Annotated in this window: 14 protein-coding genes, 3 tRNA genes and 3 pseudogenes; 13 read left to right on the top strand and 7 right to left on the bottom strand. The window is 34.5% G+C overall.

Annotated features, from left to right (window positions below):
* Positions 1–109 precede the first annotated feature (109 nt).
* The 6 genes and pseudogenes from Bra60_RS02465 to mazG all read left to right on the top strand — a co-directional run bounded on the left by Bra60_RS02465 (position 110) and on the right by mazG (position 5,733).
* On the top strand, positions 110–394 hold the full coding sequence (locus Bra60_RS02465; protein WP_078688497.1) for an acyl carrier protein: 285 nt from the start codon (positions 110–112) through the stop codon (positions 392–394).
* 9 nt (positions 395–403) lie between these two features.
* Complete coding sequence (locus tag Bra60_RS02460; protein ID WP_078673704.1) at positions 404–1,579, top strand: beta-ketoacyl-ACP synthase; 1,176 nt, start codon at positions 404–406, stop codon at positions 1,577–1,579.
* Positions 1,580–1,594: 15 nt separating this feature from the next.
* Positions 1,595–2,869: a beta-ketoacyl-ACP synthase gene (locus Bra60_RS02455; RefSeq protein ID WP_078689035.1), complete on the top strand. Its 1,275-nt coding sequence runs from the start codon at positions 1,595–1,597 to the stop codon at positions 2,867–2,869.
* A gap of 56 nt (positions 2,870–2,925) precedes the next feature.
* The gene (locus Bra60_RS02450; protein WP_078688496.1) at positions 2,926–3,954 is read left to right on the top strand and encodes a zinc-binding dehydrogenase; all 1,029 of its coding nucleotides are present in this window, start codon (positions 2,926–2,928) and stop codon (positions 3,952–3,954) included.
* A 2-nt stretch (positions 3,955–3,956) separates the two neighbouring features.
* Positions 3,957–4,889, top strand: coding sequence for a lipid A biosynthesis lauroyl acyltransferase (locus Bra60_RS02445; protein WP_035005959.1), 933 nt, complete (start codon positions 3,957–3,959; stop codon positions 4,887–4,889).
* A 23-nt stretch (positions 4,890–4,912) separates the two neighbouring features.
* Positions 4,913–5,733: pseudogene (mazG, locus tag Bra60_RS02440) on the top strand (nucleoside triphosphate pyrophosphohydrolase).
* A gap of 62 nt (positions 5,734–5,795) precedes the next feature.
* On the opposite strand, the gene Bra60_RS02435 reads toward mazG, so the two are convergent.
* Positions 5,796–6,173: an iron-sulfur cluster assembly accessory protein gene (locus tag Bra60_RS02435; protein ID WP_078688495.1), complete on the bottom strand. Its 378-nt coding sequence runs from the start codon at positions 6,171–6,173 to the stop codon at positions 5,796–5,798.
* Between the two features lie 547 nt (positions 6,174–6,720).
* Between Bra60_RS02435 and Bra60_RS02430 the strand changes: the two genes are divergently transcribed.
* Positions 6,721–6,797 (top strand) — tRNA-Pro (locus tag Bra60_RS02430).
* Positions 6,798–6,985: 188 nt separating this feature from the next.
* Here Bra60_RS02430 and Bra60_RS02425 read toward each other — a convergent pair.
* Positions 6,986–7,492, bottom strand: coding sequence for an Hsp20 family protein (locus Bra60_RS02425; protein WP_078688494.1), 507 nt, complete (start codon positions 7,490–7,492; stop codon positions 6,986–6,988).
* A gap of 261 nt (positions 7,493–7,753) precedes the next feature.
* Here Bra60_RS02425 and Bra60_RS02420 point away from each other — a divergent pair, with 261 nt between their 5' ends.
* The 3 genes from Bra60_RS02420 (at position 7,754) to Bra60_RS02410 (ending at position 9,590) form a co-directional block, all read left to right on the top strand.
* Entirely contained in the window at positions 7,754–8,650 is an 897-nt protein-coding gene (locus tag Bra60_RS02420) for a serine aminopeptidase domain-containing protein (RefSeq protein ID WP_078673701.1), read from the top strand.
* A 407-nt stretch (positions 8,651–9,057) separates the two neighbouring features.
* Positions 9,058–9,420 carry a cell cycle two-component system response regulator CpdR gene (gene cpdR / locus Bra60_RS02415; RefSeq protein ID WP_035006684.1) on the top strand — a complete coding sequence of 121 codons (363 nt, stop codon included), beginning with the start codon at positions 9,058–9,060 and terminating at the stop codon, positions 9,418–9,420.
* Positions 9,421–9,515: 95 nt separating this feature from the next.
* Positions 9,516–9,590 (top strand) — tRNA-Val (locus Bra60_RS02410).
* A gap of 304 nt (positions 9,591–9,894) precedes the next feature.
* Here Bra60_RS02410 and Bra60_RS02405 read toward each other — a convergent pair.
* Positions 9,895–10,074 (bottom strand): hypothetical protein, encoded by a 180-nt coding sequence (locus tag Bra60_RS02405; RefSeq protein ID WP_078698207.1) that lies wholly within the window; start codon positions 10,072–10,074, stop codon positions 9,895–9,897.
* A 90-nt stretch (positions 10,075–10,164) separates the two neighbouring features.
* Here Bra60_RS02405 and Bra60_RS02400 point away from each other — a divergent pair.
* A pseudogene (locus Bra60_RS02400) lies at positions 10,165–11,084 on the top strand (MFS transporter); the annotation flags it as partial.
* A 243-nt stretch (positions 11,085–11,327) separates the two neighbouring features.
* Here Bra60_RS02400 and Bra60_RS02395 read toward each other — a convergent pair.
* From Bra60_RS02395 to Bra60_RS02385, 3 genes and pseudogenes are all read right to left on the bottom strand, one after another.
* A complete protein-coding gene (locus Bra60_RS02395) occupies positions 11,328–12,719 on the bottom strand; it encodes an amino acid permease (protein ID WP_078688492.1) in 1,392 nt (463 codons plus the stop codon).
* Positions 12,720–13,143: 424 nt separating this feature from the next.
* Positions 13,144–14,637: pseudogene (locus tag Bra60_RS02390) on the bottom strand (aromatic amino acid lyase).
* Positions 14,638–14,680: 43 nt separating this feature from the next.
* Positions 14,681–14,757, bottom strand: a tRNA-Arg gene (locus Bra60_RS02385).
* A 263-nt stretch (positions 14,758–15,020) separates the two neighbouring features.
* On the opposite strand from Bra60_RS02385, the gene Bra60_RS02380 reads away from it, so the two are divergent.
* A complete protein-coding gene (locus Bra60_RS02380) occupies positions 15,021–15,794 on the top strand; it encodes an NAD kinase (protein ID WP_078688491.1) in 774 nt (257 codons plus the stop codon).
* Between the two features lie 149 nt (positions 15,795–15,943).
* On the top strand, positions 15,944–17,344 hold the full coding sequence (locus Bra60_RS02375; RefSeq protein ID WP_078698042.1) for a DEAD/DEAH box helicase: 1,401 nt from the start codon (positions 15,944–15,946) through the stop codon (positions 17,342–17,344).
* A gap of 39 nt (positions 17,345–17,383) precedes the next feature.
* On the opposite strand, the gene gltX is transcribed toward Bra60_RS02375, so the two are convergent.
* A complete protein-coding gene (gene gltX, locus Bra60_RS02370) occupies positions 17,384–18,772 on the bottom strand; it encodes a glutamate--tRNA ligase (protein WP_078688489.1) in 1,389 nt (462 codons plus the stop codon).

Raw genomic sequence — 18,772 nt, 5'->3', positions numbered from 1 at the left:
AAAGGCAATTCTATTTTGGATTAAGCCTTTTTTTTTAAGATAAAAAAGGTTAGATAGAATCGTAACTGAAGTCTTTTATAAAGCTACTAACATAATAAGGAATCATACATTGTCTTATACTTTTGACAAAGTCGCTGATATTATTGCAGAAATCAGTGAAATTGATCGGAGCATGATTACACCCGAAAGCCATACAATTGATGATTTAGGAATTGATAGTCTTGATTTTCTTGATATTGTTTTTGCCATTGATAAAGCCTTCGGAATTAAAATCCCACTAGAACAGTGGACACAAGAAATCAATGAAGGTTCAGTCGCAACTGAAGAGTACTTTGTTCTTAAAAACCTTTGCACAAAAATTGATGAACTCATTGCTTTAAAACAAGCTAACTAATTTTTTGCTATGCAGAATCATGCTGTATTCATTACTGGTATAGGAATTATAAGCTCTTTAGGTGAAGGAGTTGTTCATCATTGGAATCAATTAAATAACCCTGCAATTAAACCGAACCTTGATTGTACAACTTTCGCACCCTATGCTGTTCATCAATTGACAGAAGTCGATTGGAATCTGCAAATCCCAAAGCGAAGTGACCAACGACAAATGGGAATATGGCAACGCCTTGGTACCTATGCAGCTGGTCTTGCTCTTGATGATGCAGATATGAAAAATGATCATCAGTTAACATCAACAATGGATATGATCGTTGCAGCGAGTGGAGGAGAACGTGACATTACTGTTGATACGCAAATTCTTGCAAAAGCCCGTACAATCACTCATTATGAGCCTATGTTAAATTTAGCCCTTTCGACTGAGCTTCGGCCAACTTTATTTTTATCGCAGCTATCAAATCTTCTAGCTGGGAATATTTCGATTGTTCATAAAATAACCGGTTCTTCTCGTACATTTATGGGTGAAGAAGGAAGTGGACTTTCTGCTATTCAAATTGCTGCTGCACGTATTCGCTCAGGACAAAGCACACACGTACTGGTAGGTGGCTCTTATAATGCACAAAGCTACGATATGCTGTTAGCTCATGAGCTTGGAGGACTTTTAACACGTGGTGAATGGACACCAGTTTGGTCCCGTAAAAAATGCCCTGGTGGTGGATTAATTACTGGCTCTGGTGGTGTTTTTCTTGTTCTTGAAAATGGTGAACAAGCTCAAAAACGCAATGCACGTGTTTATGCTGAAATTAGTCAAATGATTACGAATCAAACAAATAGGACAAAAAATTCCCTTAAAGATACAATTACGTCAATGTTAAAAACAGTAAAGGCTGAAGCTTCATTTACAATTTCAGCAGCCTCAGGTTGTCATAACGCCACAAGAGCAGAACAAAGCGCTCTTGACGATGCTAATATATTTTACCGTGGTATTACGACATTATTTGGCTATATGCGAGAAGCGCAATTTCCTTTAGCGCTTGCATTAGCTGCTATTGCTGTTAGGAAAAAACGTAGCTTTCCCTCTTTGAGTTCTCATGAAAAGCTGTTTTCTGAAGAAATACGTGAAGCATTTATTACAACTATTGGTATAAAAAGAGCTGAAGGAATAGTGCACCTTACCGCTGTCTAAAAGAAAGTTTCTATGATGAAATATAATGATCATCTTGGACGTCCACTTGTAGCAATCACTGGAGCAGGAGTTGTAACATCACTAGGACAAGGAAAACAGGAAAATTGGAACAAATTAATTAATGGTGTTAGTGGCATTCATAAAATCACGCGCTTTCCTGTTGAAGGATTAAATACACATATCGCAGGAACGATTGATTTTCTTGAAGAAAGTACAATCGGTGCTGCAGCTCTTTCCGAAAGATTAGCACATCTTGCTGCAGAAGAGGCTTTAGAACAAGCAAATCTTGACAAAGAAGATTTTAATGGACCATTGTTTTTAGCTGCTCCTCCAGTTGAACTTGAATGGAAAGCACGTTTCGCTCTTGATAAAGAAGTAATATCCAGTCATGAACCTACTTATGCACATCTTCTTGAAGTTTGTAGTAAAAAACCTCATCATGCGCTTTTTGAAGCTACTCAATTTGGAACAATTGCAGAAAAAATTCAAGAAAAATTTGGAACAAAAGGGCTTCCCATTACCCTTTCAACCGCTTGTGCATCTGGTGCAACAGCTATCCAGTTAGGTGTTGAAGCAATTCGACGAGGTGAAACAGATCGTTCCCTCACAATCGCCACGGATGGTTCGGTTTCAGCAGAATCCCTTATCCGTTTTTCACTATTATCTGCTCTTTCCACCAAAAATGATCCAGCAGGAAAAGCAGCAAAACCATTTAGCCGTGATCGAGATGGTTTTGTGATAGCTGAAGGATCAGGTGCTCTTGTCCTTGAGTCTGTTCAAAGTGCTTTAGCTCGTAAAGTGGAAATCCTAGGAATTTTGGCAGGCTGTGGAGAAACAGCTGATGATTTTCATCGTACACGTTCAAAGCCCGATGCATCACCTGCAATTGAAGCAGTTCGTAAAGCCTTAGCCGATGCAAAAATAACTATCAATGAAATTGATTATATCAACGCGCATGGAACCTCTACACCTGAAAATGAAAAAATGGAATATCTAGCATTATCAACAGTTTTTGGTGATATTTTAGAACACATCCCAGTCTCTTCTAATAAGTCAATGATTGGCCATACATTAACTGCTGCAGGTGCCATAGAGGCCGTTTTCTCACTTCTAACCATCCAAACAGGAATACTTCCCCCTACAATTAATTATGATGATCCTGATCCTACAATTCCTTTAGATGTTGTTCCTAATCATAAGCGTAAAGCCTGCATAAATGCAATTTTATCTAACTCATTTGGTTTTGGAGGTCAAAATACTAGCCTTGTTATTACAGCGTATAAAGGATAATCATTTAAATTGATCTGAAAACTATCAATCTTTATAGAGATTCAAAGAGAATAACGATGCGTACACTGCAACTAATCAATGAGCGCCAACTTAAAATTACTAATACTCCACCACCACTGCCACCAAATCCCGGTGAAGTCACAGTACGGATAAAGGCTGTTGCTCTCAACCATATTGATGTATGGGGATGGCGCGGTATGGCCTTTGCAAAAAGAAAAATGCCACTTATTATAGGTGCAGAAGCTTCTGGTGAAATTGCTCAATTAGGAGATGGCGTTGAAAATTTTCAAGTTGGGCAACTCGTTTCAATTTATGGAGCGCATACTTGTGGTCTATGCCAAGCCTGCTGCGAAGGGCGTGATAATCTTTGCGATCAAGTAAAAGGTGTATATGGTTTTCATCTTGATGGATTTGCTTGTGAGCTTGTCAATCTTCCAGCACATCTACTAGTGCCAGCGCCTTTAAAATGTGATGAAATAAAAGCAGCTGTGGCCCCTATTACCTTTGGAACCGTAGAGCATATGCTGTTTGATAATGCAAAATTACAAGTTGGAGAAACAATTCTAATACATGCTGGTGGTTCTGGTATTGGATCAGCAGCTATTCAAATTGCAAAAAACATGGGATGTACAGTCATCACTACAGTGGGTTCAGACAGCAAAATTGAAAAAGCACAATCTCTCGGAGCAGATCATGTTATTAATTACCGTAAAGAACGTTTCGAAGGTATTGTTCGTAAATTAACGCAAAAAAAAGGTGTTGATGTTGTTTTTGAGCATGTAGGAGCTGATACATGGGCAGGTTCTATGCTGAGTATGAAACGCGGAGCACGTTTGGTAACTTGTGGTTCTACTTCTGGTATTTCAACATCTATGAATTTAATGCAATTATTTCAGCAACAACTGAAAATATTTGGTTCATTTGGTTGTCGTATGGAAAATATGGCAAATGCTATGGAGAAAATGGCGCAAGGAATTATATATCCTGTCATTGATACAATTATTAATTTTGATCAAATTGATATAGCTTTAAAACGCATGGAAAGTCGTGATGTTTTTGGAAAAATCATCCTGAAAATCAATTAATTATGTTAAAGTATTATATTAAAAATTTTATATATCGTATTAAAATCAATATAAAAAATTATTTCAATTTTCTATGGGCGCACCTATTAATCGGTTTTTTAGCCATTCTACGATATCTTCCTGCTAATATTGGTTTTTCTTTTTTTTCCTGGTTAGCAAAAACATTTGGTCCTCTTGTACCTCGTCATAAAATTGTACTTTCTAATCTTAAAGCTGCATATCCAGAAAAAACAGAACAAGAATTGTGTAAAATTGCAATAAAAATGTGGGAAAATATGGGGCGACTTCTAGCCGAATATATTTTTCTTGATAAAATTTTTGACTTCGATCCTAATGCTGATAAGCCAGGATTGGTTGAAGTCAACGGCATTGAAATATTTCAACGATTAAAGAACGAAAAAAAACCACATATTTTTTTCACAGCTCATACTGGAAATTTTGAACTTCTTCCTATATGCGCTCAAAGTTTTGATCTTAACGTCACAGTATTATTTAGGCCACCCAATAATCCCTATATTGCAAAAAAAGTTCTTAAAGCGCGCAAAACTTCTATGGGACATCTTGTACCATCCAAAGCTGGTGCAGTCTGGATACTAGCTGCTAAACTAGCAAAAGGTGAAAATACAGGCGTTCTTGTCGATCAAAAATTCCGTCGAGGTATTCCTGGAACATTTTTTAACCGACCAGTTAAAACAAATCCCCTAATTATAAAACTCGCTCGACAATATAATTGTGATATTTATCCAGCACGTTGTATCCGATTAACTGGAGGACGTTATCGTCTAGATTTATATGAACGTGTAGACCTACCACTTGATGAAAAAAATGAAATTAACATACCTGCTGCCACACAAAAACTAAATGATATTGTTGAATCTTGGGTACGTGAATATCCCGAACAATGGATGTGGTTTCATAGACGCTGGGACCTATAATTATATTATATAAAGAGACATTAATGCTAGCATCAAAAGATATCAATGACCTTATTTCAATTGTAGCAGCATTACGAAACCCTGAAAGTGGTTGCGCTTGGAACATAAAACAAACTTTTGAGTCCATTATACCTTATATGCTTGAAGAAGCTTACGAAGTTATTGATGCCATTGAACGAGGTAATCGAACAGATCTTTGTGAAGAACTCGGTGATCTCCTTTTACAGGTAGTGTATCACGCTATGATTGCTACAGAAGAAAGAAGCTTTACTTTTGAAGATGTTGTTTATGTAATTACGGCAAAAATGATTCGCCGTCATCCTCATGTTTTTGGAAATACAGAGCAAAAAAGCCGTGGTTTTGTGGAAGGAATGTGGGAGCATATCAAGAAAATAGAAAAAGCCGAACAGACAAAACAATATGAAAAAATAAGTGTACCAGATAATGAACTAGCAAGTTATCTTATCCAAGAAAATCAGCTCAACCAGCAGATCAAGAAGCCCTCGCATTACAAAAAGCAGCTGCAGAAGTTGGTTTTAAGTCGTATGATAGTGATAAAACTTTTGCAAAAATCAAAGAAAAACTCAATACACTCAAAGAAGCAATAAAAATTGAAAAAAAATCCGATATAGAAATAGAATTCGGCGATCTTTATTTCACGCTATTGAACCTCGCACGTCACTTGAATATTGATCCACAAAAAGCACTTAAAAAAACTAATACAAAATTTCGAAATCGCTTTGCGAATATTGGAGAAAATCTACTAGCTCAATCTAAAATGCTAACCGATGTCTCTTTAAAAGAAATGGAAGATCTTTGGAATAAAGCCAAAAATGCAGAATAAAAAATTATTTATACATCTTAATAGATATAATTAGAAAAATTATATAACAATTTGTTATTTAACTAAATTTTCTTGTATATTTCATTTATCTTATTTTGCGAAACAGGACGAATCTCTACCGATTCACCGCATCCACAAGATGAAATTTGGTTAGGATTATTGAATATAAAACCTGAGCGTAATGTTGTTACCTCATAATCTATCTGCGTTCCTAATAAAAATAATACTGCATCGCGTGCGACAAAAACACGAGCACCGTTAACTTCAACAACATCAGCATCATGCATTTCTTCTGTTACAAGAGTTATGTTATATTCCATACCTGCACAACCACCTTTCTTGATACCAACAAGAATACCATATGCATTTTTTGTTTTCATAATAGTTTTAACGCGATCTATGGCAGCTTCTGTCAAATTTATTACTGAAAAACGGCTCATCGTTTATTATTCTTTCACTGAACAAAGATTTTAGCTGCAATAATGCCATTTTTGATATTAAAACAAGCATCGGATTAAGCAAATAAATTATGTATACATTTCTTTAGATTTTTAATTCCTCTTACAATCTCTTTAAAGTAGTTAAAAAGTTCTTTTCGTTTTATTTAATCTATCATTATGTCAACATAATTGATTTATCCTCAAAACAGATTCTCAATATACACAGAAATATGAAAGAGATATCCTTGCTTTTCCACTAATGCCGCAATAAAAATAAATTTATTTGAAATCATAAAAACTATTCACTTTCTTCATCATCATACTATTAATAATCCTTAAGCTCTGCATACAGCGGCTGCTAAAAATCAGTAAATAAAAACTTAGTGATCGAATTACTTATCGCAAATAAATTATAAATACTGGACTATAAAATCTTTCTTTCATCATCTTAGTGGTTCTTTCTTGTCACAAAAGAATATTCTGATAGATTTGATGTTGTTTTTCTCTTGCCTTTAAAGAAACAGTTGTTTAGTCGTGCTAAATAGTTCGGAGCGTAGCGCAGCCTGGTAGCGCACTTGACTGGGGGTCAAGGGGTCGTGGGTTCAAATCCCGCCGCTCCGACCATCCTTCAAAATTAAGAAAAAAGGATGCTTTCCTAAAGAGAAAATTTCTTTATATATAATTTCAAACATCTATTCTGCTTTTTCAATTATTTATAGCTGTTTTTATACAAAGAATCTTTAGACTTTCTCTTCAAGACAATATAAAAAACACGGGACTTTTATCCCGTGTTGTTCAAATAACTTAGAAAATTATAATTGTTCTTTTGCCTTAAGTTTTAAATTTTCTGTAGATGTATTATGATTATTGCTATTTTTAGTAGCAGACGTCGCTGCTTGCACAGCTATTTTTCTTGGTTTTAATTCAGCTGGCATTTCTCTTTGAAGTTGAATATGGAGAAGACCATCACTTAGTTCAGCTCCAATAACTTTAACATGATCAGCTAAATGGAAACGACGCTCAAAAGCACGTGAAGCAATTCCTCGATAAAGAAACTCACGCCCTGCACCGTCATTTTCTGGCATTTTCTCACCCTTAATGGTTAGCTGATTACAATGTATTTCAATATCTATTTCATTTTGTGAAAAGCCAGCAACAGCCATAGAAATTCTATAAGAATCCTCACTTAAACGCTCAATATTATACGGTGGATAAGAAGAAGAAATATCATCTAATTGTGTCCTGGAATCAAACCAGTTAAGAAGATGGTCAAAACCTACTGTTGAACGATAAAATGGTGAAAAGTCTACTTGACGCATAAACTTGCCCTCCTTTAGAGCGACTATAATTGATCCTTCAAGTCTCCAAATGGCAGATATATTTGCAGACCAACAGTCCCAATATGGCAACTGTAATATTTATTTGGGAACAAATCTTTTTTATTTCAACTCCTTTGTATTTTAATTTACAAAAATACATATAAATAAAATAAATGTTTTTTAACTCTTCATCAGCATTACAAGTAACAGATTTTTTTATCTTGCATCAACTTGTGCACGTACATCAACAAAGGATGCCAATTGAAAACACCTCTTTATTCTCCAGAGCATAATTCTTCTTTTTCTAATATGCATAGTAGCTATTTCAAAACAGCTAACAACCATGAGATTCGTTTTGCAATAACAAATTCTGAAATAAAAAAAACTAAAGGAACGGTTGTTATTCTCAAAAACTATGCAGATACTCTAGAAGAATATTTTTTACCAATGAATGAAATCTCTCAACGCGGTTTTTATACCGCAATATTTGATTGGCTTGGTCAAGAAGGGAACCAACCGAACAAACAAAAATGGTATCAACATAATTATTTTAATATTAATAATTATATCAATTATTTATCCGAATTTCTTAAAATAATTGTTTATACTGATTGCCCTCCACCTTATTACATGCTTACTTACGGTATGGGAGGACTAATAGCACTTAACGGGCTAAGCCTTATCACTCATCAATTTAACAGAATGCTTTGTGTTTCTCCTCTTTTTGCTCCACTAGGCAATAAAACAAACAGTTTTCAACATAAGTTAACACAATTTTTTTCCGATATAGGCCTTGGCTTTTTACCTGTTAAAGATAGAAAAAAATTAAAACAGAAAAACACAGAATCTAATTTTTCTTTTAATCCAACAACGGCTCAGTGGCTGTCCTCAACGCTCAATGCAATCGATGCAATGAAAACAAATATACTTCATGGGAAGTTACAAATTCCAACACTGTTTATCCTTGCTAATCAAAATAATATTGCGAATAATATTGAAGCAAGACAATTATGTCGATCAACACATTTGACAGACAGTATTACAATTATAGGAGCTGAGCTTGATACAATTATGCGTGAAGAATACTTTTATAAACAATTTTGGTCTGCATTTGACTGCTTTATTTCTAACAACCATCAAAAACACAAAATTTTTTAATAAATATATAAGTTTTCACACAATCAAAAGCATTGCCTGATTATATAAACTTTCGATATAAAAAATAATTAATAATCTTCTAATGTTTCAATAATTAGCAGCTCCTAAAACTGACATAATCATAAAATGTATATAATCAATCTGATAAGAATCAGCAAAAGTGGAAAAAAATAGAATCTGCAATTAAGTGAGCTAAAACCTTCAAAATATCGGATTCTTAACCCAAATTATGTACATAACGAATTCAAAAAGTAAAAATAATAATGTGAATTCTGGATAACAGCTAAGAAATTAACCATTTCGCCATTCATTTTCATTATAAATGTTTTATAGCTTTTCCTATAAATGCTCTACAATGTATAAATTAATATGATAAATTCTGATAAATAAAGCAATTGGACATAATGATGAAACGAATCTTGCTTGCAGAAGATGATAATGATATGCGCCGCTTTTTAGCAAAAGCACTCGAACGTGCAGGCTATGAAGTTACTGATTTTGATAATGGTGTTAGCGCGTATGAATGCTTACAAGAAGAGCCCTTTTCTCTTCTACTTACTGATATTGTGATGCCAGAAATGGATGGAATCGAATTAGCACGACGTGCAACTGAAATTGACCCTGATTTACGAGTAATGTTCATTACAGGCTTTGCAGCAGTCGCATTAAATTCAAATCATGATGCTCCTCCTGATGCTAAGGTGCTTTCTAAGCCATTTCATTTACGTGAATTGGTTAGTGAAATCGAAAAAATACTTATAGCTGCTTGAAAAAGATATTTTTTTTAATTATTCGTATTTTATTATAAAAATTCAATCAAGCATTAACGTTTACAGTTTTATATGTGATGCTACCATTATATAATGGGCGTGTAGCTCAGCGGGAGAGCACTACGTTGACATCGTAGGGGTCACAGGTTCAATCCCTGTCACGCCCACCAGGCGTTTTATACATAAATATAACGTACTGATTTTACTTATCTTTTTTTAAGATTAGGGATAAATAAAGGTTAAGGAATAAGATTTTGAATTTTTCTCTAAAATACATTGCGAATCAGTCTTGTTTTTTGATCTCTTTACCTTTGTGTTTTAACTTTTTGGACCTGTTTCCATCCACACAACTATTCAACATATTTGTTATGTTTCAAGATTTGTTTGGCCAAGTTGATACTGATGACAGTGAGATCTTTCTGATCCAAATACAGAGGAGACCAACCGATACAAGAAAAGCTTCTACTTCCGCACTCACTGAGAAAGATCAGAACGCACACCGCCATCACTTTGCTGATTAACTTCATTTTCTATTTCCAGCCGGGTTATTGCTCTCTTGATGAGGGTTTCTGTTTGTCTTTGCTGTTCAGTCTTCTTGACTAAACGAAAAACTCTTACTAAGGCTATAAAAAAAGCGGCTATAGCCGCCATCATCACCACACAATATTTTTTCCCCACAAGATCACAAACGTTCCTCCCGTAAGCGCTTAGCAATCAAGATTAACCTCACACAAGACGCAAGAACTATATACAATCAATATCCAAGCCTTTTTAATACTACGCTTTTTCAAGGACTTGGAGCCTGTTCAGGGATTGTTTTAAGTCGCGCTATTATTAACGATTTAATGGACAAAGAAGCTGCAGGAAAATTTTATTTGGTTATTTTCCCTTTTGTCGGAACATCACCAGCACTTGCACCGTTAATTGGCCAGCTTTTATTACAATCTTTTAATTGGCAATCCATTTTTATCTTTTTAAGCCTTTTTATACTTTTATCCATTTTCCTTTGTCACTTTGTATTAACAGAAACTCTCTCTCTTACAAAACGTCAATCTTTTACTCCTGTAGGAATTATTAAGAACAATTTGGAAGTTCTTAGAAATAAACAGTTTATTTTTTACGCATTGATTCCATGTTTTGCCTATGCAGCCTACTTTGCTTATATCGTAGAATCTCCTTTTTTTCTTACAAACTTAGGTTTATCAACTCTATACATTGGTTATAGCTACATTGGTGTTTCTTTAACCTATGTCTTGGGTAATTTGGTAGCGCGAAGCTTTCTTAAGCGAGAGTCTATGGAACGTACTATTCAACGTGGATATGTTATTTTTGTTATGGGTGGCATATTATTTGCTATACAAATGTATGTAAGTCCGTGGCCGCTTCTAACGAGTTTAATAGCCATTTCTATTCTTACTTTTGGCAATGGTTTTTTGTTGCCATTAGGAATAGCATTGGCTATTTCATCACACCCAAAAGCCACTGGAGCAGCATCCGGAGTCATGGGAGCATTACAATTAGGAAGTGCTGCATTCAGTGCAATAATGATTGGAACAATATCTAGACATAATCCATGGGGTTTTGCCATTTTATTGGCACTATGCTGCATAGTGGGTTTTGTAATTTATAGTCGAAAAGCAAATTATTTTATGACTTTGAAGTAAATTAAATAATCAATTAGGGAGAGAATTGTGTTTAAAAAACTTGATGTTACTTTGCAAGATGGGGGTTATAGAAATCAGTTTTCTTTTTCACTAAATAAAGCAATATAAGTATAAAAACCTTAAAAAAGACTACCCTCTCTTCTTAAATAGCGACGTTCTCTTAAAATCATATCGTTCAATCATTTTTTATATTCTAAAGCCTCCTTAACTATAGATAATTATATAAATTACACTTTTTTGATTTTAAATCTTCTTCTCTTCTTGATAGACTTTTCTTTTCTTTAAATTATAAAGTTTAAGTGCATAAAAACAAACAACAAGAAAAGAAAGCCAAATAACACCTATCATCAACACTGATCTCGTATTATCAAAAAACCATAACAAAATAAAAATAAAGATCATAAATAAAGTAGCAAAAATGGATCCTATTGGCCAAAACGGTATTGGAAACTTTAGATCACGGTGTTCTTCTGCAGACATTTTAAGCCGCATAAAAATTTGCGAAAGCAAAATCATTACCCACACAAAAACTGTCGCAAATGTCGCCATTGCCGCAATAAGAAAAAAAAGCTGATCATGATAATAATAATTAAGAATAACACCAAAAATAAAGATGCTAAATACGAGTAAAATAATAAAAATCGGTATACCGTTTTTTGATAAATATTGGAATTTTTTAAATGCATAACCTTCCTGCGACAAACCATGTATCATGCGAACCGCACCATACATTTCACTATTAATCGCAGAAACTACAGCTGTGATAACAACAATATTAAGAATATGAGCTGCTGACGAAATACCAAATCTTTCAAAAATTGTAACAAAAGGACTACTAATAAGGCGAATTTCATTCCAAGGATAAAGCGACATTAAAACTGCTAACGTCATAACATAAAAGAGCACAATTCGAATTGGAATAGAATTAATTGCTCTTGAAATTGTTTTATCAGGATCCTGTACTTCCATTGCAGCCATTCCAATAATCTCTACTCCTCCAAAAGCAAAAACAACAACACTAAAGCAAGCTAAAAAACCAAATAAACCATTTGGAAATACTCCACCATTTTGCCATAAATTATGAATCCCAATGGTAGAAAATGTATTTGTATTCCAATTAAAAAAAATAATTGCTATTCCTAAAATAATCATAGCGAAAATGGCAATAATTTTTACGGAAGAAAGCCAAAATTCTAGCTCACCGTACACTTTCACTGCTGCTAGGTTAATACCAGTAATGATAAGAGTAATACTCAATGTCCATATCCAAGAAGCAACATCAGGATACCAAAAACTCATATAAGTTGCAAAAACTGTAATATCAGCTAAACCAACAAGCACTACTTCAAAAACATATGTCCATCCTGTTAAAAAACCAGCTAATGGTGATATATAATTTGTAGCATAACGAGCAAAAGAACCAGGCAGTGGATTATGAATAATCATTTCTCCTAAAGCACGCATAACTATAAAAATAGCTAAACCTGCAATACAATAAGCAATTAAAACACTTGGGCCAGCAAGATTAATCGCCTGTGCCGATCCATAAAAAAACCCTGTTCCAATAGCAGAACCAAGAGCTAAAAATATAACCTGACGCTGATTTATACCTCGTTTAAGTTCATTTGTTGTCATTTCTATCCTTCTTCAAACATCATCCTAACTTTTACAGAAGCAAAATTGGCAGATTAATAAGAACCGAAGCCGATTGAAATGTAAAAAACTCTAAAAGATCTGAAGGACTTGAATTTTTATTTTCTATATTTTCATACAAGAATACAATTCACAACGGCTAAGATGCATAATTTCATTTTATATGGTGATGCAACATATACCGTTTACAACAAAAAAACCGCATTCTTCCTTTCCCTTCAGCTTTAAGGAAATGTAGATAATAGGGCAATTGTATTATGACAACACACACTACTCTCTCACTTAAACTAAGTAGCTCTTCAATTTATCAAAAAAAAATCTGATGGGCAAGCATCATAAAAAAACGAGTCTCTAGCCTCTTTCTTTATAATGTTCTCACCATAGTTTAAAATTAATTTACTTATGGCTACAATAGTGGAAAAATTGTTTCTGATAAAACTGATAAAAAATATCCTTTATTCATAAAGGCACATATCTTCTCAAAATCTGAAGCCATATAACAATATTTCTCTAGAATCTTAATACGGTGACGTAAGTGCCTTATAACAAATTGCAATAAGGGACTCGTTTTAAAAGGAGTGTGATATTCAATTCCTTGTACTGCAACAAGCATTTCGATATCAATAATAACAAAGATTCCCACTCATTACCAACAACCGACAAAAACCGTGGCAAGCCATTGAAACGTGATTTTCTTGATTCGTCAAAGTTATCTCGAATCAACTGAAGAAGAATATGCCATTTGCTTATTTTCAAACATGAAAGCGGCAGTCACCTCAGTAATTATAAAACCGGAATTAAGTCTTATATTTTAGCTTAAAAAGCTGAAAATCTGCAAGAAATTGTTAGCTCAACCATTAAGAGCAATACATCTTTGAGAAATTAATCCTATTTCATGTAAAGAAAAACAATCTGATCAGAAACAAATACTCAAATGCTATACTATAAGTTTAGTATGAAAATTTTCATCAGGTAGAATATCATTATTTCTTTAAATTAATGAATTATCTGTAACTGCATTTGTTTCAATAATTAGTGTTTTTTCTGCTGCTATTAGAATATCAAGAAATGTATAGTTAGCAACGTATATAATAAGAATCTTGGATACAGTTACCTTTACATAAATGTGCTCCTCGAATTTCTCAATCTTTTACAAGCCTCTCTAGTGTCTGTGACACAATAATAGCCATGCAGAATATGAATATTAGAGTGAAATGGTTCCATTGCATCCATAACAACATCTGTTATTAATACCTCTGAAAGAAGTCCACCACACAGTGCACTATAACTATAAAAAAACCGCAAGAACAAGCACTGTTGATGTTTGAGTCTATTGCATAGGCTCTCCCCTCTTTTGCCTCTAAAATAATGGCAGATAATCCTGATTTTTCTAGTGCAGCCTTCTCATTCATACAAAATGTTGAAAAAACGCGCTTCCCTCTCCTATCATCACAGAAGCTATATGTGCAAGCGGAACAAGATTATCTAATGTACCTACTGAGCCTTTTTCAGGAAAAACAGGAATAACTCTACTTGCAAGCATATTCTCTAGTAAATACGATAATTCCAAACCAACACCTAAAATCCATCGTCCCAAAAGAGAAATAAGCTTCAAAGTCATCATCAATCATAAAACACTTTCAGGTGAAGACGTTCCTATTCTACAATAATGTGATAAAATAAGATTTCTTTATAAAATGGATAAATTATCTATATCAGTTTTAATTGAGGCTAATTTGCCAAATCCAATATTAATGCCATAAACTTATTCATTGCCAGCAGCAATACACACTGCTTCTCTTTTAATAGCCAAATGTGTGTCATGATGGAGCTTGCTCATTTTACCATCCCAATAAACAGATTCAAGTTCATTCAAAGTAGCATTACCTGGATTTAATATTTAAAATAGTTTTTATAAGAAATATACAGCAAAGTGGAAAATTTGGTGCACCCGACAGAATTCGAATCTGTGACCTCTGCCTTCGGAGGGCAGCGCTCTATCCAGCTGAGCTACGGGTGCTTAAATGATGATTAAAACTGCTATACTCCTTTAGCTGATCATGTTTCCAGCTTCAATGATGAATCACTCCTTTTAAAAACTTAATAAAGAATATATGCTTATTCTTGATAAAATTATATTATTTTTTAATGCTACTTTGCATACATATTCCTTTTTTTTTAATAAATTACTTTTCATACAAAATTCTTTCTTTTATCAAAACAATCCTTATATAAAGTTTTTAAATTCTAAAAAATAAGTCGTGAATATCAGGACAATTTTTAATGACTACACTACCAAGTCGCTTTCATTTCGTTTCTGCAGAAACTGAAGAAGCTATCAACGCCACCAATAAATTAATATCTATTTATGGTCACTCTTCTCTTGAAGAAGCCGATGTCATTGTTGCACTTGGTGGAGATGGAACAATGTTGCAAACAGTACGGGATGTCATGAATACCGGTAAACCTATTTATGGTATGAATCGAGGTTCAGTAGGTTTTCTAATGAATGAGTTTCATGAAAAAAAATTACCAGCCCGTATTGCTGCTGCACATAAAAAAGAAATTCATCCCTTACGCATGATCGCAAATGCACAAACTCAAGGACATATTGAAGCACTTGCAATCAATGAAGTATCCTTATTTCGTCAATCATATCAGGCTGCTAAAATTCGTATCAGTATTGATAACCAAGTTCGCATGGAAGAATTAATTTGCGATGGTATTCTTGTTGCCACACCAGCGGGATCTACTGCATATAACTTATCAGCCCAAGGACCTATTCTACCTCTCATGGCGCCCCTTATGATCCTTACTCCCGTTAGCCCTTTTCGTCCTCGAGCCTGGCATGGAGCTTTACTTCCAAATACCGCCACAGTGCGCTTTGATATGCTTGAATATAACAAACGTCCCGTCAATGCAGCTGCTGATAACATTGAAGTGAAATCTGTCCATTCAGTTACTATTTCATCAGCAACAGAAATAACAGTCTCTATCCTTTTTGATCCTGACCATTCTTGGGACGAACGAATCTTATCAGAACAATTTCGTTATTAATTTTTTATCGTTCTTTTTGCGGATATATAGTAGTTATAGTTGACTTTTTTTAAAATGCATCTTAACCCGTCTTCAAGAAAATGGAATGTTGACTTAGCCAATATCCTAGATAATCGTTAAAATTGCAAAATAATTAGCAAAAAGAAAGAATGACACTAGCTTTGGACAATTTCGATAATTTAGGCCTTTCAAAAAAGGTTATTAAGGCTATAAAATCAGCAGGATATACAATCCCAACTCCTATTCAAAGTAGGACGATCCCTCATATTCTTCAAAAAAAAGATGTTTTAGGAATTGCTCAGACAGGTACTGGTAAAACAGCTTCCTTCGTCCTTCCTATGCTTACCTTACTTGAAAAAGGACGTGCAAGAGCAAGAATTCCCCGTACCCTCATATTAGAACCAACACGAGAGCTTGCTGCCCAAGTTAAAGAAAATTTTGATAAATATGGTGTTAATCATAATTTGAACGTTGCATTATTAATTGGTGGTGTCTCTTTCGAACACCAAGATCGTAAACTTGAACGAGGCGCCGATGTTTTGATCGCAACACCAGGACGCTTGCTGGATCACTTTGAGCGTGGTAAATTACTCTTAGTAGGTGTTGAAATTCTAGTCATTGATGAAGCTGACCGCATGCTAAATATGGGCTTTATCCCTGACGTTGAGCGTATTTGTAAAGTGACTCCTTTTACACGCCAAACTTTATTCTTTTCAGCAACAATGGCACCAGAAATTGCACAATTAACAAAGCAATTTTTACATTCTCCTGTATATATCGAAATTACAGAAGCGTCTTCAACAGCGAAAACAATCACGCAACGACTTGTTAAGTCTGGAAGTAAATCATGTGATAAAAAAGCTGTTTTAAAAGAACTTATTCAGAATGAAGGTGATGAACTTAAAAACGCTATCATTTTCTGTAATCGAAAAAAAAATATTTCTGAACTCTTTCAATATCTTATTAAACATAATTTCAGTGTAGGTACACTTCATGGTGATATGGATCAACATTCACGCACAAACACATTAGCTAGCTTCAAAAACAATAAATTTATACTTCTTATTGCTTCTGATGTCGCTGCTCGTGGTCTGGATATCCCAGCAGTCAGCCACGTTTTCAACTATGATGTACCGATACATGCGGAAGATTATATTCATCGTATCGGCCGTACAGGACGCGCAAAACGCAGTGGTAAAGCTTTTACCATTGTCACAAAAGCTGACGAAAAATATATCCGTGCCATTGAAGAAATAAGCAAAGAAAAAATTGAGTGGCTTAATGGCGATCTTTCTACTTTAATAGCTCATGATGAAGAAAACGATACTGTTTCAAAAACAAAACCCACAAAATCACAACAGAAGACTGCTCAAAAAAAACGTAAAACTCAAACGAAAAAAATACTAGAAAAAGAGAAGTCAGCTTACATTGAAACTAAAGATAATAAAGAGAAATCATCAAACAAATGTCATGAAAAAAACAACAGCCCTATTCCAATTGGATTTGGCGATGATATCCCAGCATTTATGCTTATAAAAAACAATACTTAATTTGGTTACTGATAAGTAATAGCGAATGCTCTACTGGATTTAGAGTTTCCCACTACCTACCGTGGTCAGTCTTTTTACTACCTTTTCACGTCCTAAAAGTGGTAAAAATTTTCCCATTTCAGGCCCATGCGTTATCCCTGTAAGAGCTTGACGCAACGGCATAAACAAAGCTTTTCCTTTTCGCCCCGTTTTTTCCTGCAATGCTGTCGTCCAAATTTTCCAGCTTTCATCATTCAATACTCCGTCAGGTAACGAATGAACAGACTGTTGTGCATAAACACGATCTTCAGGTGAAATTATATCAAAGCTCTTATCAGTATGAATAATTTTCCACCATAAGACTGCATCATTCAGCTTAGTAATATTGTTTTTTACCGTATTCCAAAAATATTCTGCTTGTTCTCCATGAATAGAAAATTTTTCAAGTCGTGTCTTAATATCTTCATAAGTTAATTCGTGAACAAAATGACTATTCAATACAAGAAGATCAGCCACATCAAATTTTGCTGATGATTTTGATGTATCTTCGAGATGAAAATGCTTTAAAAGAGTATCTTGATTAGAATACATCTGCACATTTTGCGATGTTCCAATTAACACTGCAAGACACTGCACAGCCATAGATTCAAAGCCATCTTCGCGTAAAGAACGAATGGAAAGATCACTATTTCGTTTTGAAAGCCCTTCTCCTGAAGCTGTTGTTAATAAATTAATATGACCAAAAATTGGAGGCACTGCATCGAGGGCTTTAAAAAGAGTAATCTGCGCAGCAGTATTAGCAACGTGATCACCGCCACGAATAATATGTGTAATAGCCATATCTATATCATCAACGACAGAAGGTAGAGTGTAAAGATAGCTCCCATCCTCACGAATTAAAACAGGATCTGACATAGAAGCCAAATCAATCATCTGCCTACCTTTTACGATATCATCCCAATAAACTTCTGTTCGTTTAGTTTGAAATGGATTACTTTCAAAATTAGGCAAAAGAAACCGCCAATGAGGTTTACGACCTTGATCCTCAAAAGCTTTTTTATCTTCTAATGTCAATTTTAATGCATCACGATTATAAACAGGAGGTAATTTACGTGAAAGTTGTATTTTACGGCGTCGATCCAATTCCTCTGCTGTTTCATAGCAGGGGTAAAGGAGGCCACGTTGTTTTAAAACTTCTGCAACTTCATCATATCGATTAAAACGTTTAGACTGATAATAAACTTCATCTGGTTGAATACTAAGCCATTCGAGATCAACCATAAGAGCGTCAATATATTCTTGTTTGGACCGCTCAGCATCTGTATCATCATAACGTAAAATAAATGTACCGTTATTCGCTTTCGCGTACAGCCAATTAAACAATGCAATACGAGTATTTCCTATATGAATATAACCTGTTGGAGATGGGGCAAAACGAACTTTTATCAT

This window comes from Bartonella sp. Raccoon60, assembly GCF_002022585.1.
Lineage (GTDB): Bacteria > Pseudomonadota > Alphaproteobacteria > Rhizobiales > Rhizobiaceae > Bartonella > Bartonella rochalimae.
Note: the sequence above shows the minus strand (reverse complement) of the source record. Positions and strands in the feature narration are given on the sequence as shown.